We start from the raw sequence: 25,231 nt of genomic DNA, 5'->3' as shown, positions 1-25,231 counted from the left end.
GGGCCGTTGGGTGTTTATCCTAACACCTATGGGAATGAAAAGATCTATTCTGAAAAAGTGCTGGAAAACTCTCCTCTGGACAGGATTCTGGAACAGAAACAGGTGGGCAATGAGTGGAACGGAAAACCTGTGAAGTTCAGCTATGACGCCAACGGATTGAATGAAGTCTATCAGTTTACCACCACCACAAGCTGGGTAGATGGGGCTACTAAAAGTGTACTGAGCTTATCGCCTGCCACAGTGTATGCCTCTAACCAGCTTTATAAAAACGCTGTAAAAGATGAAGATGACAATGAAACCATAGAATTTAAAAATGGTAAAGGTCAGGTTGTATTAGTTCGAAAAGTAAAGAGTTCTTCAGAACATATCGATACCTATTATGTGTATAATGAGTATGATCAGCTGGCTTTTGTCATACCTCCTATGGCTGTTCATAAGCCTATTACGGATGATCTTCTCAATACATTGTGCTATCAGTACCGCTATGACGGGAGAAACCGATTAGTAGAAAAGAAGCTTCCCGGCAAAGGCTGGGAGTATATGGTATATGATAAAGCCGACAGGCTGATGCTCACTCAGGATGCCAATATGAGAGCCACAGGTAAATGGCTGATGACCAAATACGATCAGTTCGGAAGAGCCGCTTATACCGGAACATTTAGTTCAAATGAGACCAGAAATGCTATTCAGAGCCAGATCAAGGATTTGGTTATTTATGATGCGCGCCATTCTACAGGTTTTGTAAGAAATGGAATGACTATTTTTTACACAACTGTCTATTTTACCCCTGAAAGTATTTTATCTGTTAATTATTACGACTCTTATCCTGCCTACAGCTTTAATCCTGCCTTTCCTTCAACGATTCAGGGAGAATCTACATTGACTGAAACGCCCACGGCTGACGGAAGAAGCACCAAAGGACTTCCTGTGATGAGTTTGGTAAAGAACATTGAGGATGATAACTGGACAAAGAACTATACCTATTATGACAGGAAGGGAAGAGCGATTGGAACTCATTCCATCAATCATTTGGGAGGCTATACCCATACAGAATCCAGACTGGATTTTGCAGGATTATCACAACAGACCATTACAAAGCATAAAAGACTTACTTCTGATACCGAAAGAATCATTACAGAAACCTTTGAGTATGATCATCAGAACAGGCTGCTGGCACATAAGCATCAGGTGGATAGTAATCCGGTAGAAATTCTTGCCCAGAATAAATACAATGAACTTTCTCAGCTGGAATCTAAGAAAGTAGGAGGAGTTACGGCTTCTTCCCCGCTTCAGCAGATTGATTACAAGTATAATATCCGGGGCTGGATGACGCAGATTAATGATCCTGCCAACTTAGGAAGTGACCTTTTTGGATATAAGATCAATTATAATAAAGTAGAAGGGTTGGAAATTCCTAATGCAGATTATCCAAATCAAAAAGTAAAGCCGAGATACAACGGAAATATAGCTGAAGTATCCTGGAAAACCCTTACAGAAGATAATGAACCCTTAAAAAGATATGGCTACGCATATGATGGTTTAAACAGACTTACAGGTGGTTTTTATCAGAAAGATACAAACCCTTATGCAAAAGAATACAATGAGCTTCTGGCTTATGACATGAATGGAAATATCCTGAATCTGGTTAGAACTCAAGGGTTGCTTCCAGGAAGTAACACCACTTTAATGATTGATAATCTGAAGTACGATTATACAGGAAATAAATTGGTTAAAGTTACAGATCAGCAGCAGAATTCCTCGGGATATCCTTATTCCTTAACTCCCAATATTATAGGTTATGATAATGATACCGTAGATGGAAATGGAAATATGATCAGCCATCCTGATAAAGGTATTTCATCAATTCAATATAATTACCTAAATTTACCTAAACAGATTACCCAAAGCTCAAAAGTGACCCAATACACTTACAGAGCAGATGGAGTAAAAGTAAAGAAGCTCTTTGGAGATCTGGAGACCCATTATCTGGATGGATTTCAATATAAATCTACGAAACAATCAGAATCATCAGATAGTGGAATAGGTGTTATTGATGATCCTGATGCACCAGCTGAAATAAAGTTAAGGATAATTCCTAACTCAGAAGGATATTATGATGCATTGCTGAATCAGTATATTTATAATTACACAGATCATTTAGGAAATGTAAGATTAAGTTATACCGATACCAATAAAGATGGAGTGATACAGCCAAGGCAATATTTCCAGAGTCAATGTGAAGATATTCCATGGGATCCTTTTAATCCACCCAGCTGTATCAGCATTTGGAAACCAGGAGAAATTGTAGAAGTAAATAATTATTATCCTTTCGGATTATTGCATAATTATACAGCCACAACGCAGAATGCTTATCAGTATAAGTACCAAGAACAAGAATTGCAGGAGACTGGTTTTTATAGTTTTAAGTGGCGTCAATATATGCCCGATGTGGGAAGATTTTTCAACATAGATCCTTTGGCTGAAACGTATCCAACTTGGGGTCCTTATGTTTTCAGCGGCAACAGAGTAATTGATGCAAGAGAACTTGAAGGATTAGAACCTTACGTTTTATTTAATACTAGAGAGAATGCTGCTATAAATTTTGGGCAACAATATAATGGAAAATCAATTAAACAATATAGAGAATATGCCGCAATTATTTATTCTGTAAAAAAATCTGACGGTAAAACTTATTATGCATATAACAAACCCGTAAAAGGAGGCAATGCTGGGGCTACGCCAAATCATAAATTACCTAATGGTACTAGAGCTGCTGGAATTATCCATTCTCACGGAGGTTATGAAGTTAATTATGACAACAATAATTTTTCTGGATCAACAGGAGATAAAGGTTATGCCGAATATTATGATTTAGATATTTTTGTTTCTACTCCAAATGGTTCACTCAAATATTACGATGTTAGCTCAAATACCGAAAGAACGGTTACTAATAAACTACCAAGTGATCCTAATGATCCTACTAGACAAAATAAAAACCCACCAGTAGAAAATCCAAATCCTTCGACTGGCGATTATAAACCTAAACCTATTAAAATATTTCCAGATGCAGATCCTTCAACTGACAGATCGAAATCTATATTAGATGGAGGGTTAAAATCAATAGAAGATAAAAGAAGAGAACAGACACCATTAATAGATAGATCAGGACCTCCAAAAATTAATTAATTATGAGACATTACTTTTTTATAATATCCACGATTTTACTATCCTGTTGTAAAAATGGAAAGTTAAACCAAAAGGAAAATCAGAGTTCAGACTCAAATGTTGCAATTTCACTTGCGGAAAAAAAATGGATAGAGATTTATGGTAAATCAGTAAAGGAACAAAAACCATTTGTTGCAGAAAAGAAAAATGATAGTCTTTGGATTGTTCAGGGAACCCTGCCAAAGAATAGATTAGGAGGTGTTGCTTATGCAGAAGTAAATATTAAAACTAAGAAAGTAATTAAATATACTCACGGAAAATAAGAGTTATTTTAATAAACAAGACACTATCCCACGAAGTGTGTAAGTTAAAAAGTTAGGGCTTGGATTTTATAATCTGAGCCTTTCTTCAAAAATAAGCATAAATTGGTTGAGAACAATGCCCCAATTCTGAATCGGCATCGACCATTTTTTTGTGGCTTTATATTAATAATTAAGTAAACTTTCTTTGGAGAGGATAGTATTACTTTAGAATGGGTATAAAGGTTTTTTTAACCACACGAAAGGTTGGGGGAGTTTGTCGATATCTTTGATACGCTTCATTACTTCTTTATCGTAAGAATAAACCAAGAGTGAATGCCTTTCCTTGTTGGTTTTCTCTCATAATAATTCTTTCTGCGTTATAGCTTATCACAACCAATGAGGTTGTATGAAGAAGTATATAAAATTCCTTACCCTGTAACAAAATAAGACGTTAAAACACTAATTTTACCAGAAACCAACAATGTGATGAAATTGAAATTAACCTTAATAGCAGCATTGCTCTTTCAATCTGCTTTTGCTCAGAAAAACTGTAATGTACTTTATTCTCAGAAATTTACCAAGCAGCAGCTGGAAGAGGATATAGACTTTATTAGGACAAAAATAACCCATGCGCACGTTAATCCCTATACAGAAATTTCAAAATCAGAGTTTGAAAAAAAATATACAGATATTCGTAATTCTCTGAAAGATGGGATGACACAGAAGGATTTTTATTACCTTGCAAAGCCTTTGATTGTCACTTTAAACGACGAACATAGTTCAATGTCAGATTTTTGCGTTACTGACAGCATTAGAAAAAACATGAAAGTTTTACCGTTGAAATTCAAATATGAAAATGGCAAAATGCTTCTTACGGAAAACTATTCAGACCGCAAACTTACTATTGGTGACGAAGTGCTCTCGTTGAATAATATACCAATTGATCAGGTCTTGGAAAACTGCGCCCAGACTATTCCGGGAACTATAGAAGAACGAATCCCAATAGCTGTTGACAAGTTTTGGATAGTGATTAATAAATACTGTTACTTTATCACAGATGACTACAATCTGAAGTTTAAAAGCGGACTGCAAACAGTGGTTAAAAGTATTTCTCTGGAACAGCTGAAAGCCAATGCTTCAAAGTCTCAGCCTAAGAAAAAAGAAGATTTTAAACCTATTGATTATAAAAAGATAAAGGATTATGCTTATGTAACAGTAAATACTTTTGACGATAGAAATACATTCACTCTGGAAGAATGGAAAACAAAATTTGACAGTATTTTCAGCCAGATCAAAAAAGACAATGCCCAAAAGCTAGTCATTGATGTTCGTAACAACTCCGGAGGAAATTCTGCAGTAGGAAGCTTACTTATCAATTATTTTTCAGATAAAACGTACCATACATATCAGGGTAAATTTAAAAAAAGTAAAGAGTATGCTGATTATTTAAAGGCAAACAATAAAGAATCTGCAGAATATAACAAAATAAAAGACGGTGATTATTATCCGATCTCTTCCCGCTCTGTAACAGCAGATCATAACCCGTTACGATTCAATGGGAAGACTTATGTTATTGTTGGGAAAAATACATTTTCCAGTGCTATGATTTTCAGTGTGATGGTTTTGGATAATAAATTGGCAGAAGTAGCAGGTGAAATTCCTGAAAAAGGACATCCCAATCATTTTGGTGAACTGATAAAATTTCAGACTCCCAATACAAAACTGGATTTCCTTTTTGGGGTGAAAGAATGGATAAGACCAGCAGGGAATTTACAGCCAAATAAACTGATTCCGGCAAAAATTATTAGTGTAAAGGATAAAACAAGTGAACAGATTGTTGAAGAGCTTTAAAATATCTACTTTATAAAAACAGAGCAGAAAAAAGAAATTCTGCTCTGTTTTTTTATCTGTGTGAAATGCTATTTATCTTTCGATCATAATATTCTTTACAAGTGTCTCTTCGCCCACTTTCAAAACTCCAATATAGACTCCGTTCTGAAGACCGGAAACATTAATCTGCCTTTCATTATTTACTTTCAAAAGTGATCTTCCCATAGAATTGCTGATTTCAAAACTGAAGTTGGTTTCCTTAGAATCAGGTAATTCAATATTCAGGATATTATTAGCAGGGTTAGGATAGATTTTTACAGCTTCCAGTAAATTTTTAGAGGCAGGTTTGCTCATGGTAGCAGAAGCTGCTGCAAAATGCTGTAATGCTCCCACAGTTGCCTTTCCGATCTTGTATACATAAACAGGATCCATATTAGTGAAAGTATCTTTAGAGCTGTGAGGATAGGTGCTTCTGATTCTTTCAAAAAAGCCAGTGATCACTTCACCTTTCTGTTCGAAAGGAATGTAATCTGTATCCGCAGCAGGATCTACGGCAGTCAGAAGAGGAGAGTAGAGTGCTGTACAATTTCTCAGCTGTTGGGTAACTGCTGCAGAAGCGGCATTATTACTGGAAACACCTCCCTGATCTTCATCACAATATACCGTAGTGTTATTTTTTCCTTTTACACCGCCTACCTGATCCAGATTGAAGACCAGTTTAATATCCAGTTTGCGGACACCTCCCTGATATACCACATTGTTTACATAATGGCTGCTTCCTTTTAATCCTTGTTCCTCACCGGAAAAATGAATGAATTTTATAGAATATTCAGTAGGAACATTTCTCAGAATCCTTGCAGCTTCAAGGATAATAGACGTTCCACTGCCGTTATCATTTACTCCCGGGCCATAAATGGTATCAAAATGCCCGCAGATAATGACATACTTGTTAGGATACAGTGTTCCGGTTTTGGTAATAATTAAATTTTTGGAGCTGGTACTTCCAAAAGTAAAAGGGCTTTCTTCTATCTGGCTGGCAGTATAGCCGTAAGAAAGATACTTGTTTTTGATCCAGTTCAGTGTATTGGTATTCGCTACTGAGCCTGTAGTCTTTACACCTAAATTACTGAATTCCTGAAGATTGTTGATGATATTGGTCTGGGTTACCATATCTGCTCTGTCTTTGTAAGCCTGAATAAAAGTTTGAGCTGCAATGCTCTGCATCATCAATGCGGAGCATAAAAGTGTTGTGAATTTTTTCATATAAATAATATTATTTTGGTAACACGAATGTAGTAAATAAATCACAATAAAGTGTTTAATGATTCAAATTAATAGTATATTTATTATGAATGTCATATTGTTTTTTGTAAACCTTTTGTGAATCTTGCAATTTGGTTAAAAATAAAAACCTTTGAATTCTTTCAAAGGTTTTATGTATTAGAGGGTTTTCTAAATCGTATTATCTCTCAATCATAACTTTTCTTACAACCTTTTGATCTCCAGTATTTAAAATTCCTATGTAAGCTCCGTTTTCCAGCTCTGAAGCATTAATTTTTGTTTCATTGTTTCTCTTGAAAATAGAACGTCCCTGAAAGTCTGTAATTTCAAAAGTGAAGTTTTTAATCCCGGAGTCCGGAAGTTCAATATTGATAATATCTTTTGCTGGATTTGGATAGATTTTTACACTTTCTAAAGTGTTTTTTCCAGATGCTTCATGTGTTCCCAATGTGCCGGTAGCAACAGCAAAATGCTGCAATGCTCCCACAGATGCTTTTCCTATCTTGTAAATGTAAACAGGATCTGTATTGGCAAAAGTATCATTCACTGTATGCGGATAGGTACTTCTGATTCTTTCAAAAAAACCAGTGATCACTTCTCCTTTCTGTTCAAAAGGAATATAATCCGTATCGGCAGCCGGATCTACAGCGGTTAAAAGAGGAGAGTAGAGTGCTGTGCAGTTTCTAAGTTCCTGGGTAACAGCAGCAGAAGCGGCATTATTTGTTGACAGCCCGCCCTGATCTTCATCACAGTAAACCGTATTGTTATTATTTCCCATCACACCGCCTACCTGATCCAGATTAAATACAAGCTTAATATCCAGAACACGGATGCCGCTCTGATAGACTACATTGTTGACATAATGTTTGCTTCCCAGAAGTCCTTGCTCTTCCCCTGAAAAATGAATGAATTTTACAGAATATTCAGTAGGGACATCTTTCAGAATCCTTGCGGCTTCAAGAATAATAGACGTTCCGCTTCCATTGTCATTAATTCCTAAGCCGTTAATACTGTCGAAATGTCCACAGATAATGACATATTTATTAGGATATACTGTACCCGTTTTAGTAATCACAAGGTTTTTAGAATTATAACTCCCTGCCATGAATGGGTCTTCTGCTATCTGGCTGGCTGTATATCCGTAAGAAAGATACTTGTTTTTAAGCCATGTCAGTGCATTGGCGTTAGCAGTTGAGCCTGTCGTTTTTACGCCTAAGTTAGCAAATTCCTGAAGGTAGGTTGTAATATTGGTCTGAGTTACCATATCTGCTCTGTCCTGATAAGCCTGAATGAAACTTTGGGCTTCAACACTTTGAATAGCGATAGAAACCAATAAAAAAGTAGCAATTTTCTTCATTTTGTGGGAGTAATGCTGAATATTCCTGAATGTAAACCAGATTCAGAATATTCTATCTGATATTATTTATTAATGATTATTTTTTTTGTGATACTTCCTTTATCGGTTGTAATAGTAAAAGTATACAGCCCGTTTGTTAATCCTGAAGTATTTATTTTCTCCTGATTTTCAAGCGTTAAAACAGTATTGCCTGCCATGTCATTGACTTCAACTTTAAATTGTTTTACTTTTTCCTGAAATTCCACAGTTACAAGATCTTTAGCCGGATTAGGATAAACCCTGATTGTTTCACCAGATTTTTGAACAGATGCTTCGTTGGTATTTAGCAGGTTACTGGCTGTGGATGCAACAGCAAAATGCTGTAAAGCTCCTACAGCTGCTTTTCCTACATTGAAAACATAGACAGGATCCAGATTGGCAAAAGTATCATTTACTGTATGTTCATTTTCACTTCTCAGATACTCGTAGTAACCTGTAATGGTGTATCCTTTTGCTTCAAAAGGCATATAATCAGAACTGTAAGCGTAAGAAAGATTCGTCTGAAGAGGAGAGTAAAGGCTAGTGCAGTTCATCAGTTCCTGTGTTACAGCTGTAGAAGCTGCATTATTGGAAGATACGCCTCCGGTATCTCTTTCACAGGTAATGGTATTGTTGTTATTTCCAATGAGTCCGCCAACCTGATCAATATTTAAAACCAGTTTTATATCCAGAGCCTGACTGCCATTCTGATAAGCGACGTTATTGACATAATGGTTGCTGCCCACAAGACCTTGTTCTTCTCCGGAAAAATGAATAAACTTGATTGAGTATTCTGTAGGAACATTTTTCAATATTCTTGCTGCTTCCAGGATAATGGAGGTTCCACTGCCGTTGTCACTTACTCCGGGACCTGTAATTGTATCATAATGCCCGCAGATAATAACATATTTATTAGGATATACAGTTCCTGTCTTGGTAATAATTAAATTTTTTGAAGTGCTGCTTCCGTAAGTAAAAGAATCTTCAGACATGTTACTTACGGTATATCCGTAGGACAAATATTTGTTTTTAAGCCAGTCCAGAGCATTGTTATTGGCTGCTGTGCCTGTTTTCTTAATCCCAAATCCTGCAAATTCCTGAAGGTTTGTACTGATATTGGTTTGAGTAACCATATCTGCTCTGTCCTTGTAAGCCTGAATAAAACTTTGTGCACTTATATTTTGCAGTGCAATGGAAGTGAGCAAAAAAGCGGCAACTTTTTTCATTTTTGATACTTTCTTTAGAGATTGCTAATATAGCAATAAATCATTATTTATTGCTAATTTTCAACTGGAATAGTGCTTATTTGATTTATTTATCAATAATAATATATCTTTTTGTTAAATTTATTACTTTTTTAGATTAAAATTCGCTAAATGAATAAAATATAGGTAATTTTTTCTTTATTATGGGTGGTATTTAATGATAAATTCATGTTTTATCAGTTCTGTCTAATAAGGTTTGCTGTTAATATGGCAATTACACCAGGATTTGAAAAATAATAAAGATGAGAAGTATATAACGAAAAAATCCCGGGAAACCCCGGGACTTATATTGATAACAAAATCTATTCTACATTATTTTACTTGATCTACAACAGCTTTGAAAGCTTCAGGATGATTCATTGCTAAATCTGCTAAAACTTTTCTGTTAAGTTCGATGTTGTTCTTTTTAAGAGCTCCCATAAATTGAGAGTAAGACATTCCGTGCTCTCTGGTTCCCGCGTTGATACGAGTGATCCAAAGTGCTCTGAAATTTCTCTTTTTCTCTTTTCTACCACGGTAAGCATATTGCATTGCTTTTTCTACCGCGTTTTTAGCTACAGTCCAAACGTTCTTTCTTCTTCCGAAATAACCTTTAGCGTGCTTAAAAATTTTCTTTCTGCGAGCTCTTGAAGCTACGGCATTTACTGATCTTGGCATAATTTAAATTGTTTTTTTGAAAAGGGCGGCAAATGATATTGCTCTTATTGGCACCGTTCCAGGGTTAAATTGTTGAATTTGTTTTGAATTCTTATAAACCGAATATAGATTTATAAAAACTACTTAATTGCTAATTGACGTTGAACGCTTTTCTCATCCACTTTAGCTACGTAAGAAGTAGTAGTAAGATTTCTCTTCTGCTTAGTTTCTTTCTTCGTTAAGATGTGGCTTTTGTAAGCATTTTTTCTTTTGATCTTACCAGAACCAGTAAGAGCAAAACGCTTTTTAGCACCTGATTTCGTTTTTAATTTTGGCATTGTTTTGCTTTTTTATTGTTTTTGTTATCAATATCTGTTTGAGATACCCCTAAGGACATTAGGAATAATAGTTTGCAAAAGTACAGAAAAAAAGTGATACATGAAAGTTTTTTTAATTAGCATGAACAGAGGTAATAATAACACTAAAAAGAAAAAGGCAAACCTGCATACAAACAGGCCTGCCTTTTATCAGTGATTTTTTAATAGAATTGATCTGATATCTGTAAATTTAGGATTTGAAAAACTCCAGAAGATCTCTGTTGATTGTTTCTGCTTCTGTTGTTGGCATTCCGTGAGGGAATCCGGGATAGGAAATCAATTTTCCGTTTTTAAGAAGAGTAGCAGCTACTTTACCTGTGGTTTCAAAAGGGACAATCTGATCATCTTCACCATGCATTACCAATACCGGTACTTCTACGCTCTTAAGGTCTTCTGTAAAATCGGTCTCAGAAAATGCTTTTACACAATCATAATGTGCTTTAATAGAACCGCTCATTCCCTGTCTCCACCAGTTTCTCTGAATTCCTTCAGAAACTTTGGCTCCTTCTCTGTTGTATCCGTAGAAAGGGAAAGTAATATCAATGAAGAATTGTTGTCTGTGTTTTGCCGTATTGTTTCGGATATCATCAAAAACAGAAATTGGAACTCCGTTAGGATTATTTTCATTCTGAACCATAATAGGAGTTACCGCGCTTACAAGAACAGCTTTTGCAACTCTTCCGTTACCATGTTTCGCTACATATCGGATAACTTCACCACCTCCTGTAGAATGTCCTACATGGATCACATCTTTTAAGTCTAAAGCCTCTACAATTTCTGCTACGTCAGAAGCATATGTATCCATATCATGTCCGTAAGGAGTCTGTTCAGACCTTCCATGCCCTCTTCTGTCATGAGCAATTACTCTGTATCCCTGTTCTAAGAAGAAGAACATTTGTGCATCCCAGTCATCACTGGATAATGGCCATCCGTGATGAAAGAAGACCGGCTGTCCTTTTCCCCAGTCTTTGTAATAAATTTCTGTTCCGTCTTTTAATGTAAGTGTGCTCATTGTTTCTTTTTTTAATAATTAATAAAAGTGTATTTGATTTTTTATAATCACAAATGTAGACAGAAAATAATCACAATATCTTGATCTAAGATAATAATTCATTAAAAATTTATAAACAATAATAATATATAGATACTGTTTTTAAAACTAAAATATGCTGGAAATCTTTATATTATGAAGAACTCACATAAAAAAGATCAAAATAAGTTTTAAATGATCTTTGAAAAAATTCTGTATGTTGTCAAATATAGCTGATAATCGGGATTGCTGTATTTTCAGATTCTCTCTACTATTGAAGATTAATGTAATAGATACAATTCAGTTATGCCTGACGATTTCTTCAGCTGCCAGACTTCCGAATTTATTTCAACCTATAAATTTAAATCATTATGCTTTCATCTGCAGATTTACACCTTGAAAGAACCTTATTCCTTGCTGTCTTAATTATATTTTTGGGAGCAGGATTTTTATGTACATTGATTACTTCTATTATCAATTTTCTACAAAAAAAGGATAAGAATGGTACGTATTATCTTCTTACATTTATTATTTCGGGTCTTGTCGGAGTAGTCTTAACCGCATTCTATTGTTACATGATCCTGTTTGAACAGGCTGAAGTCTATATGCCTTGAAAGAACATATGATGCTGTATATCCTAAAAAAGAGAGGTACCTGAAAACCCCTGTTATCAGGGATGTTTTTGTACCAGGTCTATTTTTATCTTTGACTCAAAATTCACTAAAGATAAAACGATTAAAATCTTTCATTTATAACTTTTATAGCTTTCTTTTTCACACCCGATTTAACGATAAATCCTTATTTCGAATAAACACTAAAAAACTATGGGTAAAAACACTAGCCAAATAAAATGGAGTGGGGAAGAAGCTGTAAAAGTAATATTACTGCGTATCTTTAGAATTTTACATTTAATCTGAAAGTAACCTTAGGTAACGGAAAATGCTGTAATGCATTCCAATATGATAAAATTTGACGAATGGCACACCGGATTTATTTATACAATTACGATCAAAAAACAAATCAGACATTCGATACCTATCTGGGTGAGTGGAACTATGAAATTCCCTTATTGCTGTATCCTCTTTTGGCAGAAGACATCAAAATGGAAGGCGTTGAATTTTTCTCAGATAAAAATCAGGGAATTGTCCAGCTGCGTTATTTTTTCAATATGCTGGCAGATACCTATCAGCTGCATTACAAGAAAGCTTATTACGAACCTGTAAATAAAATGTTCGGTTTTCTGGAAGCTTTACCTTACGACACCTTTGTATTGAATGCAACAGACGTTTTCAATATGAACGAAGAAAAACACAAAGTACAGGCAAAGGAATGGCTTGTAGAAATTCAGCAGAAAAGCAAGCTGTATAAAAAGGCTGTGAAAGCTCAGAATCTTTCGCTGCTGGATTCCCTTTTATTGCAGACCGGATATTCCTCATTTCTTGAAATTTTACAAACCGACTGGATTAATTACGGATTGGGATATTTTGAAGAACTTGCCTGTAAAAAAGCGGAATCTACTGTATTTGAAGAAAATGGAAAATTCGGTCTTAAAGATACAAAAGGGGCTATTTTAACTCCAGCGCTTTATGACGATATTTTTGAAGCAGATGATCATTACAATATATCGGTAATTCAAAAAGGTTCTTTGTTCGGTTACCTGCAAAGTGATGGAAAAGAATTAGTTTCTCCGGTATATGAAGATGCTTTTGATGTATTCGATTTTGAGCAGGAACCTTTAGGTGAGGTAAAAGTAAATGGAAAATCAGGGATTCTAAAAATCTATTCAAACACCTTGCTGGTTCCTGCGGAATATGATGCTCTCGAAAGAACAGCCTATGGATTCTTTGGGGTAGAAAAAGATGGAAAGTTCGGAGTGTTCAGTGTCGAAAACGAACTGATTATTCCTGTTGAAAGTGAAACTCCTTATGAGTATGATTATTTCTCTGAACTATTTTTCACCAAGCAAAAAGGTACCGGCAAACGAAAATATTATACGAAAGAAGGAAACTATCTGGGAGAATTTATAGAAGGCAGTATCTCAAAAGCAAGTACCTGTTTCTGGGTTAAACCGAACAAATTCGATAAAAAAGGCATATTAATAGATGAAAAAGGCCACCTTATCATAGACGAAGCAGATCAACTGATTTTAATCGATAATTTTGAAACTCTTGCTGTTCGTAAAGACAAAATCTGGAAGATTTATCATGCTTTAAAACATCGTTTCCTGCTGGAAAATGAATCTATTAGTAAAGTAAGAGCAGAATCAAATAGAGGATATAACAACAATGTCTTTATCATGGAAACCAACACAGGATCAGGACTTTTTGATGCAGATAATGAGAGCTGGTTAATCGCTCCGCAACCAGAAGTCAGGAAGATTCACTATCTGGAAAATGGATTTTTATCGGTTCAAAAAAATGAAGGGTATCAATTGTTCGATTTTGAGAATGGTCTGTCAGTCCAATTGTATGATTATATTTCCAATCCTTTGAATTACAGGACAGAAGAAGGTTTGTTGTTTTTGTATCAGGGTGAAAGCATGTTTAGAATGCATGAAGACAAAAAAATTCATAGGGTAGAGGTTTCCGAATATGGTATCGTTTATCTGGACCGGTATTCATTCCGGGGAAAAGATTTGGAATACTTTATTTCCTTTTATAACCGTTGGAAAAGCCAGACAGGTAAGAACGCAGAACAATTCATGGAGGTTGGAGCAGTTAAAAAAATGGCTTTTGACGCAAAAGAAAATCAGAATTACCACGAAGCACTTCGTCTGTTTGAGTTATCTGCTCAAAAAGGTGACATGGATAGTCTGGTAGAAATAGGATTACTGCTTACCGATCCTGAAATAGAATCATTGTTTGATCCACAAAAAGGAATTATCTGTTACGAAAAAGCTGCACAACGAAACCATGCTGTAGCCTGGAACAATATCGGGGCTTTATATCAGAACGGAATAGGCTATTCTTTTAATATCAAAAAAGCAATTGAGGCTTATGAAAAGAGTGCTGAGCTTGGTGACGAAATGGCTCTTGTCAACTTGGGTGATCTGTATTATTTTGGACAACATGTGAGGCAGGATTACAATAAAGCTTTGGATTTTTATCAGAAAGCGGAGAAAAAATACGCCTACAATTACGATAAAATCTCAGAAATTTATTATCAGTTAAGAGATTATAAAAACCTTTTGGTGTACTTAAAAAAAGACTATGATCAGTCTTATTCCGGGATTTATTACGGCATTATCTACGAGCACGGTATGGGAGTAAAAACGGATCTGAAGAAAGCCATTAACTATTTTGAGCAGGCCAATACTTACAGTACCTATGAATATGCAACTCAACGTTTGATGTATTACTATGGTGAAGATCCGGTATTTAAAAATGAAAAGAAATACCTGAAATGGAGAGCTTTTGCCGAAAAGCATGGTTTCGAAACAGGTTAGCAGGTATTTACCTATATTTACGTTCTTTACTATAATACAACTTAATAAAGATAAGGGTTTGATGTACAGGTTATTATTTATGTTTGCTTTGTTGGTTTGTCCTTTTTTTGCTCAGGCACAGGATGTTTTGAACAGATTAGAAAAAGAATATGGCCATGCTTCAAACAATACAGCAGAACAGCTGAATCTGGCTTCCAAGTATGCCACTGCTTTATTTTTCCATAACCATAAACCTAAATCGTATCAGATTTTAAATACCAATATTTCCATCGCTGCAAAACAGAGCGATGGTAAGTATGCTGTTATTTTATATGCCGTACAGGCTATGAATTATCGACTGGATAATAAAACACATGAATCCTTTAAAAGCCTTGATATGGCGAAAGGATACAGTTTAAAAACAAACAGTAATGAAGCTAAAGGCTACTTTTACTATGCCAAAGGCTGGATCCTGGCACGTAATAATAAAACGACCGATGCTGTTGCCGCTTATCTAAAAGCGATTAAATATTATGAAAACTCACCAACCACTTCCACATTGTATGGAAGGTTTGGCAACGCAGCGAAAGAGCTGTCAGCTATCTATTCTAACCTCAATGAATACCAGCTGGAAGAAAAATACAGCAAGCAGTTCTTATTGTTGGCATCCAAACAAAATGATCCCAATCTTACCTTTGATGCATATATGCGAATGGGTTATGTATATGAACAAAAATACACCCAAACTCCATCTGATACGGAGTTTAGAAATAAGGCTGAACAATATTATTTACAGGCTATTGCTACTTTCAATAAAAATAAAAATTTGATGCTCAACAGGAGCAGCCTATCGTATGCCGCCATCAATCTGGCGAATTTGTACACCGGATTTGACAGAGATAAGTCCATACACTATGCAAATTTAGCCAATACAGTGAGTCTGGAAATTGGTGATCCTATTCATATTGCTTCTTCATTCGGAATTTTGGCAGAGCTTGCATTGCAGGATAAAAACTATGATTCAGCCAAATCTTATTTTCTGAAAGCCTCCATGGAAATTGGAAAAAGCCCGGTGAGAGATCATAATATAGAATTATCCATTCTTGAATCTTTATCAGGGATCAGCGAAGAGCAGGGAAATTATAAAGAAGCCCTGACCTATTATAAAAATTATCTTGATCAGTACAAAAAAGTTTATGATCAGGAAAAGCTGGATATTACCAAAAGATTGGAATCTCAGTTTGATAAAGAACGGCAGGAACAGAAATACATCAAGCTACAGCTTGAAAGTGACAAGAAAGCACAGGAAATTAAACTGATCAATATTTTGCGCGCACAGCGTGAACAGGTTTACAACAACTTGAAACTGGTGGAAGAAAACCAGCGTGAGCGACTAAAGTTTTCAGAACTTGAGTCCGAAAAAAAAGAACAGCAGCTTCGTCTGGCAAAACTGGAAACTCAACAGAAAAATAATGATATTCATAACTACAAAAAGCTGCTGGCATTTAAAGAAAAGATTAATACATACTATATCTTTTTTATTGTATTCTTCATTGTTTTGATCCTCTTATTGTTGTATGCCTATAAACAACGTGCCAGGTCTATTAAGCGAAGAGACGAATTGCATGCTTTAGCAATGGAACAGGAGAAACAAAATTCGAAAATTTCTACCCTTACCGCATTGCTTGAGGGGCAGGAGCAGGAGCGTGGCCGTCTTGCCCGTGATCTCCATGACGGATTGGGAGGCTTGCTTTCCGGAACGAAACATCAACTGTCTTATTTAAATCCTCATCAATCCGAAAATATAGAAGAAGGAATTTCAAAATCAATTGAACAAATAGATGGTGCTGTAGAAGAGCTGAGACGGGTGGCGCATAACTTAATGCCTGATTTATTAACAAAATACGGTCTGGAGGTGGCTATTCAGGAGTTTGCTTCCCGAATTTCCAATCATACCCTGGAAATCCATACAGAGTTTATCAATTACAGCAATTCCATATCGAAAGAAAAACAATTGATTATTTATAGGATTATTCAGGAATTGGTTAATAATGCTATAAAACATGCTGATACTTCAGAAATTATTATTCAGATAAGTGAAGGAGAAAACCTGTTAAACCTTACTGTAGAGGATAACGGTAAAGGCTTTGATCATACAGGCTTAGACGTTAGAAAAACAGCAGGTTTTCATAACATTGAACTTAGAGTCCAGTTTTTAAAAGGAACCATGAATATTAACTCCGAATTAAATATTGGTACGAGTATAGAACTTCAAATCCCTATTCATTAAACATGATAAAAGTAGCCATAACGGACGATCATCCGCTTCTATTGGAAGGACTTAAGAATATTTTAGGACATAGTGAAACAATAGATGTGGTAGAATGTTTCAAAAACGTCTCAGAAATGAATACAGGTCTTGCAAAACAAGAGGTTGACATTTTGCTTCTGGACATTAATCTGGCAGAAACCAACAGCATTGAACTCATCAAACCATTAAAGAAAAAGTACAGCAGCCTTCAGATTATTATCCTGAGCGTTCACAATGAAATGCCCGTCATCAACAGCACTCTGGCAGAAGGTGCTTTGGGATACATTCAAAAAAATGCTTCAGTTTCCGAAATCCTGGAAGGAATCACCACCGTATATGCCGGTAACAGGTTTTTATGCTCTCAAACCAAGGCTGTTCTGGATAAAAAATCAACAGACGGACTTAGCCGGGTTCCAAAATTAACCCGAAGAGAAAAGGAAATTCTGGGTGAAGCGGCGAAGGGGCTTACCACCAATCAAATGGCAGAAAAACTTTTTATAAGTCCGCACACGGTAGAAAGCCACAGAAAAAATCTTATTGAAAAATTTCAGACATCTAACCTTAGTTCAGCTATAAAATTAGCCATAGAATACGGCTTGATTATCGAATAAAATAGTCATCCGGAAAAAGGCTGCTCACATCATGTAAGCAGCCTTTTTCTTATATAATCAAATAATTTGGTTGTGTATGGTTAATTCTTGAATTTCAACGCAGCCTGAAACAGGTTTTTTTTGTCTACTAAATCATATTCATCATTATAAACGGGATGGTACATCAGTATAAAAACGCTGCCGTCAAAATCTTTTACATTGATGGGCTGATCTGCCATGATATCATAAAACCTTGTAATAGTACGGGTAGCAGTCCATTGCTTTGCATTGCCTTTAGGATTTTTATCAAATCTGTGATCTTTTTCATCTGTATAATACCAGTATGAAGGTGCTGAATCCATCAGAAACATTTCTTTATCCTTGTTATAGAGTTCTTCAGCCATACCTGTATTCTGAAACCAGGGAATTTCGGTGTTCAAGACGCCCAAAGCTCCTGCGTAGATGTCTTTATTTGTTGTAGCACCCACTAGAAATCCTTCCAGATTGGCAGATGTAATTTCAAACAAAAAAGGAGATTTTTTCAGTTCATAAACATCATTTACAGGTTCAATTACTTTTCCGTCCTGTTTAATAACAACTTTTAACGATTGTGAGAAAGCCATAAAACTTAGCAAACAAAAAAGAAGGGTCAAACTTAATTTTTTCATTGTATCTCTTTAAATAATTGCAGCAAAGATATTGGACTTTATTCCCTTACACACTGGCTGATTTCAGGGGTTTTTAATTGTATTCTCTAAAATAAATTAGCTTTCAACTGGATTTTTATATAAGCTGTTTTCTGCTTTTTACCATTGGATGAAGAAGAATTAATAGGGTAAACTTCTGCGTAGAAGGTGTCATTATCTGTCCAGAATGCTTTTTTATCATCTGCTATTTTGAAGTTGGTGAAATTCACATATAAAAGATTGTCCTGTTTTTTGGTTTGAGGAAAGTATTTTGAAATGACAAAATTACTCCCCACATCATTATTGGATGAAACAAAGGCAACCCAGCCTTTAGAAGGAAGGATTTGTGGGTAGCCTTCGATACTCAGCTCAAACATCACTGCATTTTTTACACTGAAAAAAGAATAATAGGAATCTACAACTTCATCAGAATTTTCTTTGAATACTTCCAGATTTAAGTAAGATGACCTTCCTACATATTCATTGGCTAGCGGTCCGGTCTCCGTAGAGACACTTTCATGTTGTGTAATCACTTCTTCTTTGCCATTTTCTTTGTATACCCAGTTATCTGCCTGTAGTTGTATACTGGGATTCTTTACCAGCTTTTCACCCATTTGCTTTTTTGAGCTTGTATTAAATTCATGTTCTGATATCTCATCAATACTCCCAAATTTTTTGAAAGATTTATTCTTGAAATCACTCGATTCCTTAAAGGTACTGCTTCTGATCTCATAAAGATCAACCCCCTTTAAAGTAAGTTCATATGCTGGTGTAAATTCCGACTTCAGAACAAAAGCTTCAATACTATTTGAAATGTCATTATTAATGCTGTAGTGAATAGAATAGAAGTCCTTAAACTCTTCAAATCCATAATAATTATCAAGTTTATTGTAAGGTATTTTCAAATGGGCGGCATCTTTACCAGGTGTTACAAAAAACTGTACAGAATCAAGCTTTGTAAATAATTGAAACGGTACCTCCTGAATATTATCCACTCCTTTTATTTTTTTGAAATCAGCAAGGGTTATTGTTTTCTGCTTAACCTCAGTTTGTGCTTTGTTAGTTTCTGATTTTTTATTCTCCTGTTTGCATCCTGTAAGAACAATCATAGATGATATGAAGAAATGGTTGAATACTTTCATTTTTTATATTTTTGAGCAAATGTATCAGTATTAAGGCCAGCAGCCAACAAAACTCCCTGATACAGGGAATAAATGGCTGAAAACAGGGATGTATTGAACGATGGATTTTGGAGAATTTTACAAAACGATAACCCCAATATTATAATTTAATTTATAAAATGAAAAACTTAATAATCAGCCTTTCAGTGATGACTGCTTTATTAGCATCCTGCTCACCCTCTGCAGACAAAAAATCAGGAACAAATACCTCTCCTGATACTCTAAAAGAAGTTGCAGCATCTAAACCGAAACCCGTGAAGAGTGATCCGGCAACAGTAGAAATGCCAAGTGATTTTTCAACGTTGGTTCCTATTGATGTGTTGAATAGTAAAAGCACTAATGTGCATGATAAATATGGGATAGAATTCTCCGGAAACTGTTATTCATGTGACTTGGCAAGCCTTTCTATAACAAAAAAGCAGATCAGATGGACCAATATCTGTGATGAAAAAGACACTTTCGAAACTGATGATTTTTCATACTCTAATGAAGGAAATAAAACCATCTTGAAGACACCGGAAAGAACCTTTATTTTAACCCAAATAGATAAAGCGCCCGTTTACGAACTCGTGATAGAAGGCAAAAAACCGGAATTAAAAAACAAAAGGATATCCAGATATTTTACCACGCAAAAAGCTTTACCTCTTTTTACAGAACACGATTGCGGTGATTTTGAAGGATAGTAAGATTGTATAAACTTTTATAAAAGTTGGATTATTGATCCGGGCGATAGGGTAGTCCGGATCAACAATCTTAAGCTTTTTCTGAAATCCGGGCAATAAAAAACCTCAAATTGCTTTGAGGTTTATATGTAAAATAATGACTTAATTATTTTGCCGGTTTTTTAGGACTCATCATCATAATCATCCTTTTTCCTTCAAGTTTAGGAAGCTGGTCTACTTTTCCCACGTGCTCTAATTCCTGAGCAAGTTTTAAAAGCAAGATTTCTCCCTGATCTTTAAAGATAATCGAACGTCCTTTAAAAAATACGTAGGTTTTTAATTTAGAACCTTCTTCAAGAAATTTTTCAGCATGCTTCTTTTTGAATTCATAATCGTGATCATCAGTCTGAGGCCCGAAACGGATCTCTTTTACAACCACTTTTACCTGCTTAGCTTTAAGTTCCTTCTGTTTTTTCTTTTGCTCGTATAAGAATTTCTTATATTCCAATACTCTTGCAATAAAAGGTTCTGCCTTGTCAGAAATTACTACTAAATCCAATTCCTGTTCCGCAGCAATCTGTCTTGCTTTGTCAATTGGATAAATTCCTGGCTCTACGTTATCGCCCACCAAACGAAGCTCTCTCACACGAATTTTATCGTTGATCAAGTGTAAGTCCTCTTGTACCGGACGTCTTTGTGGGCCCCTGTTGTTAAATCTTTGTGCTATTGTATTATAATTTTATTGGTTAATTACTTAATTTAATTGATTCAAATATTTAAAGATTCCGTTAATTTTTTTAATCTTTGAATCCTTCAATCTTTAATTTATATTGCTGCTTCTTTTTTGAAGTAAGCTACAAAATCTTCCATCTTCATCACTCCAAGATCTCCTTCACCGCGTCTTCTTACAGAGATCGTGCCTTCTTTTTCTTCATTTTCTCCTACGACAAGCATAAAAGGAATTTTATTCAATTCAGCATCACGGATCTTTTTACCGGTCTTCTCATTTCTGTCATCAATCTGACCGCTAATATCGTGATTTTCCAAAAATTGTGAAACTTTTTTTGAATAATCTACATATTTTTCACTGATCGGTAGAATAATAAATTGATCCGGACTTAGCCATAGTGGGAAATCACCTGCTGTATTCTCCAGCAAAATAGCAATAAAACGCTCCATAGAACCGAATGGTGCTCTGTGGATCATCACGGGTCTGTGCTTTTCATTATCATTTCCGATATAATGAAGATCGAATCTTTCCGGAAGGTTATAATCCACCTGGATGGTTCCAAGCTGCCATTTTCTTCCTAAAGCATCTTTCACCATGAAGTCAAGCTTAGGGCCGTAGAATGCAGCTTCTCCGTATTCTATTACTGTTTTTAAACCTTTCTTTTGAGCTGCATTGATGATTGCACTTTCTGCTTTCTCCCAGTTCTCATCAGAACCGATGTACTTTTGCTTGTTTTCAGGATCTCTTAATGAAACCTGAGTTACAAAATCTTCAAAACCTAAAGATTTGAATACATAAAGCGTCAAATCAATTACTTTTTCAAATTCTTCAGAAAGCTGATCCGGAGTACAGAAAAGGTGAGCATCATCCTGAGTAAATCCACGAACTCTCGTTAATCCGTGAAGCTCTCCACTTTGCTCATATCTGTAAACCGTCCCGAATTCTGCATATCTCTTAGGTAAATCTCTGTAGCTCCATTGTGAAGTTTTGTAAATTTCACAGTGGTGAGGACAGTTCATTGGCTTTAGCAGGAATTCTTCTCCTTCATTCGGAGTTTTAATCGGCTGGAAGCTGTCTTCTCCATATTTATCCCAGTGTCCTGAAGTTACATATAATTCTTTTGCCCCGATGTGTGGAGACATTACAAATTCGTAACCTCCTTTTTTCTGGGCATCAGAAAGGAAATTTTCCAGTTTTCTTCTTAAAGCAGTCCCTTTTGGCAGCCAAAGTGGTAAACCGGCACCTACTTTTTCAGAAAATGCGAAAATTCCAAGTTCTTTACCTAGTTTTCTGTGGTCTCTTCTTTTAGCTTCCTCCAGTCTTTCAAGATATTCAGTAAGGTCTTTCTGTTTAGGGAAAGAAATACCGTATACTCTTGTCAGTTGAGGGTTCTTTTCATTACCTCTCCAATAAGCTCCTGCAGCATTTAATATTTTAACCGCTTTTACGATTCCTGTATTTGGAATGTGACCGCCACGACATAAATCTGTGAAGTTATCGTGTGTTACAAAAGTGATTTCCCCATCATTAAGATTAGAGATTAATTCCACTTTGTAAGGATTGTCTGCATACGTTTTTAAAGCTTCTTCTTTAGAAACCGGATACAAAGAGAAGGTAGAACCTTTCTTTGCATTTTCCAAGATCTTTTTCTCAATCTTTTCAAAATCTTTTTCAGATAAGCTTTCATCCCCGAAATCTACATCATAGTAGAATCCGCTTTCAATTGCAGGACCGATGGTCAACTTAGCATCAGGATAAAACTCAAGGATTGCCTGCGCCAGAAGGTGGGCAGAAGAGTGCCAGAAAGCCTTCTTTCCAAGATCATCATTCCAGGTCAAAAGCTGTACCGTAGAATCCGTGGTTATAGGTGTGGTCGTTTCTACTTGTTTGTCATTAACAATTGCGGAAATGGTGTTTCTAGCCAATCCCTCGCTTATAGATTTTGCCACATCTAGAGGAGTCACTGCTCCCTCGAATTCTTTGACACTATTGTCTGGAAGTGTAATTTTTATCATTGTTTACTAAGAAATTTTAAGATGCAAAAATACGGAATTTTTAGATAAAATACTATATTAGCCTATAATTAGAATGAGAATTAATATTTAAAATGAAAAAGATACTGGTTGTATTTCTATCACTGAGTTCCGTTTGTAGCTTTTCACAGAAAAAAAACACTCCATTTTCTGTTACTTATAACAAAAATATTGAAACCTATTTTCTTGCAGAAATTCTTTCCGCAGAGCATAGAAGGAACAATAAAGACTTTGAACTTTATAAGATAAAAGAGTGCTCTGTTTACCAGCCTGTTGTAAAAAAAGCTTTACAGAAATATAGCCGGCTGAAGAATTCAAAAATTGCTGTTTCTACAGCAGAACTCAATGATGTTTTAATGGAAAAATATGGTTCCGGAAATGATGTCCTCATGAAACCTCTTATGTATCATAAGGAATTTCCGGCAGTAGACTGGCTCAATGATTATCATTTTGAAAACAATAATCTGACCAGGGAACAAAATAAAGAAGCTACAGATTTAATTAAAAATTATATTTCTGATCTTTCAAGATTCTATATTCAGGAGAATATAGGGCAGTTTTTTAAAGAGAATGAAAGCTTCTATAATGGTGGGATAGAGGAATATAACAAACAGATTCCTGCCGGATTTACGGCTGCTATGGAGCGGTTTTACGGCGAAAGCTTTAATGCCTATACCATTATTATTTCTCCTATGATGATGTGGCCTATAGAAGATAATGAAGGAAGAGGAATTGCTGCAGAAGTCGTTTTGAAATCAGGAGCAAAAAATATTTATGAGATTGCAAGTCCGTTCGTGAGAGTACAGAAACCTGCAGAATTTGGCTATGACAATCAGTTTCAGGCACGTGTTTTAAGTGTTCATGAATTCGGACACTCTTTTGTGAATAAAGAAATATATAAAAATAAGGAACAGCTGACCAGGTTTAAAGATTTATTTGAAAAGTCAAAATTAAAAGAAGTGATGATTAAAACAGGAGGTTATGGGGATTATCAAACCTGTGTTGCGGAACATCTGGTGAGATTGGGTGAGATTGAAACTGCCAGAATTCAGAAAGATGAAGAAAGGATAAAAAGACTTCAGGAATATCATTTGAAAAATAATTTCATTTTTATACCCCTATTAGAAGAAAAATTAAAAGATTACAATTCTAACAGAAAAAAATATAAAACATTCGGAGATTTCGTGCCGAGACTGCTTGAAGCTTTTGAAAACAGTTCTGTAGAATTTATCAATGATGAACTTAAAAAAGTAAAGAAATAAAACTTTAAAATTACAATAATATGAATCCTATTAATATTGATCTGCATTGCGATTTATTATGCTATTTACTGCGGCCGGGGTCATTAACAGATGACAAAGAGCTTGGCTGTTCGCTTCCATATTTGCAGGAAGGAAATGTAAAGCTTCAGGTGATGGCTATATACTCAGCAACAGATGAAAATAGTACTGTTTATGGAGCAAAGCAGAGCGAAATATTTTCAGATCTCCTTCAAAATGAAAGCTTTTTTTTATTTGATGGTGAAAACTATAAGAATCCTGAGAACACAGATAAGGTAGGGGTTATTGCTTCCATTGAAAATGCATCTGGCTTTTGTGGTGAAAATGATACCCTTGATGCTGGCTTTAAAAATTTGGAAGCGATCATTGAAAAAACACAGAAAGTTCTTTATCTTGGAATAACCCATCATACTGAAAACCGATTTGGAGGAGGAAACAATTCTGATGTCGGACTGAAAGATGACGGAAAAGTCCTGCTTGACTATTTTTCAGAAAAAAATATTGCTATTGATCTGGCTCATACCAGTGATCAGCTTGCTTATGGAATTCTTAATTATATCGATCAGAGAAACTATAAGATTCCTGTGTTAGCAAGTCATTCTAACTATAGACAGGTCCACGACAAAAAAAGAAATCTTCCTGATGAACTGGCAAAAGAAGTCATTAAAAGAAAAGGATTAATAGGGCTCAACTTTATCCGCAATTGTGTTGATGATACCAACCCGGAAATGTTGTATGAACATATTCAGTACGGTCTTGATTTAGGAGCAGAAGATGCGGTTGCATATGGAGCCGACTTTTTCTTTTGGAAAAACCACCCGGATAAATCCCGATATCCTGTTTTCTTTGAAGGATATGATGATGCATCCGTTTTTAATGCCATCAATAAAGAAATTGAAAAACGCTTCTCTTCAGAATTAGCAGAAAAGATCAGTCATAAAAATGCATTGGATTTCATAGAGAATATGTATCAATAAAAAATATTTCTGTCCGATTAAATCAAAGCATAATTAAACAGGTCGCTCCCATTGGGATCTACTGTTGGTAGAAAAAAATGAATTCCCCATAGAAAT

20 protein-coding genes are annotated in these 25,231 nt (G+C 35.5%); 10 read left to right on the top strand and 10 right to left on the bottom strand.

Annotation, left to right across the window (positions count from 1 at the left end; all coding sequences use genetic code 11):
- From BW946_RS03390 to BW946_RS03380, 3 genes are all read left to right on the top strand, one after another.
- A partial coding sequence (locus tag BW946_RS03390; RefSeq protein WP_139325959.1) for a DUF4329 domain-containing protein occupies positions 1–3,186 on the top strand: 3,186 nt, incomplete at its 5' end.
- Positions 3,187–3,188: 2 nt separating this feature from the next.
- On the top strand, positions 3,189–3,488 hold the full coding sequence (locus BW946_RS03385; RefSeq protein ID WP_076594820.1) for an NTF2 fold immunity protein: 300 nt from the start codon (positions 3,189–3,191) through the stop codon (positions 3,486–3,488).
- Between the two features lie 465 nt (positions 3,489–3,953).
- Positions 3,954–5,318, top strand: coding sequence for a S41 family peptidase (locus tag BW946_RS03380; RefSeq protein ID WP_076594819.1), 1,365 nt, complete (start codon positions 3,954–3,956; stop codon positions 5,316–5,318).
- A 72-nt stretch (positions 5,319–5,390) separates the two neighbouring features.
- Here the strand turns inward: BW946_RS03380 and BW946_RS03375 are convergent, their stop codons facing one another.
- From BW946_RS03375 to BW946_RS03350, 6 genes are all read right to left on the bottom strand, one after another.
- On the bottom strand, positions 5,391–6,560 hold the full coding sequence (locus BW946_RS03375) for a M28 family peptidase (protein WP_076594818.1): 1,170 nt from the start codon (positions 6,558–6,560) through the stop codon (positions 5,391–5,393).
- A gap of 199 nt (positions 6,561–6,759) precedes the next feature.
- On the bottom strand, positions 6,760–7,935 hold the full coding sequence (locus BW946_RS03370) for a M28 family peptidase (RefSeq protein ID WP_076594817.1): 1,176 nt from the start codon (positions 7,933–7,935) through the stop codon (positions 6,760–6,762).
- 62 nt (positions 7,936–7,997) lie between these two features.
- Positions 7,998–9,179 (bottom strand): M28 family peptidase, encoded by a 1,182-nt coding sequence (locus tag BW946_RS03365; RefSeq protein ID WP_076594816.1) that lies wholly within the window; start codon positions 9,177–9,179, stop codon positions 7,998–8,000.
- Positions 9,180–9,530: 351 nt separating this feature from the next.
- Positions 9,531–9,875 (bottom strand): 50S ribosomal protein L20, encoded by a 345-nt coding sequence (gene rplT / locus BW946_RS03360; protein WP_002979659.1) that lies wholly within the window; start codon positions 9,873–9,875, stop codon positions 9,531–9,533.
- A 119-nt stretch (positions 9,876–9,994) separates the two neighbouring features.
- Positions 9,995–10,192 carry a 50S ribosomal protein L35 gene (rpmI, locus tag BW946_RS03355; protein ID WP_002979658.1) on the bottom strand — a complete coding sequence of 66 codons (198 nt, stop codon included), beginning with the start codon at positions 10,190–10,192 and terminating at the stop codon, positions 9,995–9,997.
- Positions 10,193–10,421: 229 nt separating this feature from the next.
- Positions 10,422–11,243, bottom strand: coding sequence for an alpha/beta fold hydrolase (locus BW946_RS03350; RefSeq protein WP_076594815.1), 822 nt, complete (start codon positions 11,241–11,243; stop codon positions 10,422–10,424).
- Positions 11,244–11,632: 389 nt separating this feature from the next.
- Between BW946_RS03350 and BW946_RS03345 the strand changes: the two genes are divergently transcribed.
- The 4 genes from BW946_RS03345 to BW946_RS03330 all read left to right on the top strand — a co-directional run bounded on the left by BW946_RS03345 (position 11,633) and on the right by BW946_RS03330 (position 17,607).
- Positions 11,633–11,875, top strand: coding sequence for a hypothetical protein (locus BW946_RS03345; protein ID WP_076594814.1), 243 nt, complete (start codon positions 11,633–11,635; stop codon positions 11,873–11,875).
- Between the two features lie 362 nt (positions 11,876–12,237).
- A complete protein-coding gene (locus BW946_RS03340) occupies positions 12,238–14,706 on the top strand; it encodes a tetratricopeptide repeat protein (RefSeq protein WP_076594813.1) in 2,469 nt (822 codons plus the stop codon).
- A 61-nt stretch (positions 14,707–14,767) separates the two neighbouring features.
- Positions 14,768–16,975, top strand: a complete 2,208-nt coding sequence (locus BW946_RS03335; RefSeq protein WP_076594812.1) for a histidine kinase — start codon at positions 14,768–14,770, stop codon at positions 16,973–16,975.
- Positions 16,976–16,977: 2 nt separating this feature from the next.
- Entirely contained in the window at positions 16,978–17,607 is a 630-nt protein-coding gene (locus BW946_RS03330) for a response regulator (protein ID WP_076594811.1), read from the top strand.
- An 80-nt stretch (positions 17,608–17,687) separates the two neighbouring features.
- Here the strand turns inward: BW946_RS03330 and BW946_RS03325 are convergent, their stop codons facing one another.
- Positions 17,688–18,254 (bottom strand): hypothetical protein, encoded by a 567-nt coding sequence (locus tag BW946_RS03325; protein WP_076594810.1) that lies wholly within the window; start codon positions 18,252–18,254, stop codon positions 17,688–17,690.
- An 86-nt stretch (positions 18,255–18,340) separates the two neighbouring features.
- On the bottom strand, positions 18,341–19,414 hold the full coding sequence (locus BW946_RS03320) for a resolvase (protein ID WP_076594809.1): 1,074 nt from the start codon (positions 19,412–19,414) through the stop codon (positions 18,341–18,343).
- Positions 19,415–19,572: 158 nt separating this feature from the next.
- On the opposite strand from BW946_RS03320, the gene BW946_RS03315 reads away from it, so the two are divergent.
- Positions 19,573–20,136: a hypothetical protein gene (locus tag BW946_RS03315; RefSeq protein WP_076594808.1), complete on the top strand. Its 564-nt coding sequence runs from the start codon at positions 19,573–19,575 to the stop codon at positions 20,134–20,136.
- A gap of 145 nt (positions 20,137–20,281) precedes the next feature.
- On the opposite strand, the gene infC is transcribed toward BW946_RS03315, so the two are convergent.
- Together infC and thrS are read right to left on the bottom strand one after the other, a co-directional pair.
- The gene (gene infC / locus BW946_RS03310; protein ID WP_027372223.1) at positions 20,282–20,782 is read right to left on the bottom strand and encodes a translation initiation factor IF-3; all 501 of its coding nucleotides are present in this window, start codon (positions 20,780–20,782) and stop codon (positions 20,282–20,284) included.
- A 158-nt stretch (positions 20,783–20,940) separates the two neighbouring features.
- Positions 20,941–22,860 carry a threonine--tRNA ligase gene (gene thrS, locus BW946_RS03305; RefSeq protein WP_076594806.1) on the bottom strand — a complete coding sequence of 640 codons (1,920 nt, stop codon included), beginning with the start codon at positions 22,858–22,860 and terminating at the stop codon, positions 20,941–20,943.
- Positions 22,861–22,952: 92 nt separating this feature from the next.
- Here thrS and BW946_RS03300 point away from each other — a divergent pair, with 92 nt between their 5' ends.
- Together BW946_RS03300 and BW946_RS03295 are read left to right on the top strand one after the other, a co-directional pair.
- Positions 22,953–24,140, top strand: a complete 1,188-nt coding sequence (locus BW946_RS03300; RefSeq protein WP_076594805.1) for a DUF4932 domain-containing protein — start codon at positions 22,953–22,955, stop codon at positions 24,138–24,140.
- A 20-nt stretch (positions 24,141–24,160) separates the two neighbouring features.
- The gene (locus BW946_RS03295; protein ID WP_076594804.1) at positions 24,161–25,135 is read left to right on the top strand and encodes a dipeptidase; all 975 of its coding nucleotides are present in this window, start codon (positions 24,161–24,163) and stop codon (positions 25,133–25,135) included.
- Positions 25,136–25,231 lie beyond the last annotated feature (96 nt).

Origin of the sequence: Chryseobacterium sp. RU33C, assembly GCF_900156015.1 — a bacterium.
Lineage (GTDB): Bacteria > Bacteroidota > Bacteroidia > Flavobacteriales > Weeksellaceae > Chryseobacterium > Chryseobacterium candidae.
This window is presented reverse-complemented; position numbering and strand designations above follow the sequence as displayed.

Excerpts from the sequence above, each read along its gene's own strand:
- BW946_RS03385 (WP_076594820.1), top strand. The coding sequence starts at position 3,189 with ATGAGACATTACTTTTTTATAATATCCACGATTTTACTATCCTGTTGT.
- BW946_RS03380 (WP_076594819.1), top strand. The coding sequence starts at position 3,954 with ATGAAATTGAAATTAACCTTAATAGCAGCATTGCTCTTTCAATCTGCT.
- BW946_RS03375 (WP_076594818.1), bottom strand. The coding sequence starts at position 6,560 with ATGAAAAAATTCACAACACTTTTATGCTCCGCATTGATGATGCAGAGC.
- BW946_RS03370 (WP_076594817.1), bottom strand. The coding sequence starts at position 7,935 with ATGAAGAAAATTGCTACTTTTTTATTGGTTTCTATCGCTATTCAAAGT.
- BW946_RS03365 (WP_076594816.1), bottom strand. The coding sequence starts at position 9,179 with ATGAAAAAAGTTGCCGCTTTTTTGCTCACTTCCATTGCACTGCAAAAT.
- rplT (WP_002979659.1), bottom strand. The coding sequence starts at position 9,875 with ATGCCAAGATCAGTAAATGCCGTAGCTTCAAGAGCTCGCAGAAAGAAA.
- rpmI (WP_002979658.1), bottom strand. The coding sequence starts at position 10,192 with ATGCCAAAATTAAAAACGAAATCAGGTGCTAAAAAGCGTTTTGCTCTT.
- BW946_RS03350 (WP_076594815.1), bottom strand. The coding sequence starts at position 11,243 with ATGAGCACACTTACATTAAAAGACGGAACAGAAATTTATTACAAAGAC.
- BW946_RS03345 (WP_076594814.1), top strand. The coding sequence starts at position 11,633 with ATGCTTTCATCTGCAGATTTACACCTTGAAAGAACCTTATTCCTTGCT.
- BW946_RS03340 (WP_076594813.1), top strand. The coding sequence starts at position 12,238 with ATGGCACACCGGATTTATTTATACAATTACGATCAAAAAACAAATCAG.
- BW946_RS03335 (WP_076594812.1), top strand. The coding sequence starts at position 14,768 with ATGTACAGGTTATTATTTATGTTTGCTTTGTTGGTTTGTCCTTTTTTT.
- BW946_RS03330 (WP_076594811.1), top strand. The coding sequence starts at position 16,978 with ATGATAAAAGTAGCCATAACGGACGATCATCCGCTTCTATTGGAAGGA.
- BW946_RS03325 (WP_076594810.1), bottom strand. The coding sequence starts at position 18,254 with ATGAAAAAATTAAGTTTGACCCTTCTTTTTTGTTTGCTAAGTTTTATG.
- BW946_RS03320 (WP_076594809.1), bottom strand. The coding sequence starts at position 19,414 with ATGAAAGTATTCAACCATTTCTTCATATCATCTATGATTGTTCTTACA.
- BW946_RS03315 (WP_076594808.1), top strand. The coding sequence starts at position 19,573 with ATGAAAAACTTAATAATCAGCCTTTCAGTGATGACTGCTTTATTAGCA.
- thrS (WP_076594806.1), bottom strand. The coding sequence starts at position 22,860 with ATGATAAAAATTACACTTCCAGACAATAGTGTCAAAGAATTCGAGGGA.
- BW946_RS03300 (WP_076594805.1), top strand. The coding sequence starts at position 22,953 with ATGAAAAAGATACTGGTTGTATTTCTATCACTGAGTTCCGTTTGTAGC.
- BW946_RS03295 (WP_076594804.1), top strand. The coding sequence starts at position 24,161 with ATGAATCCTATTAATATTGATCTGCATTGCGATTTATTATGCTATTTA.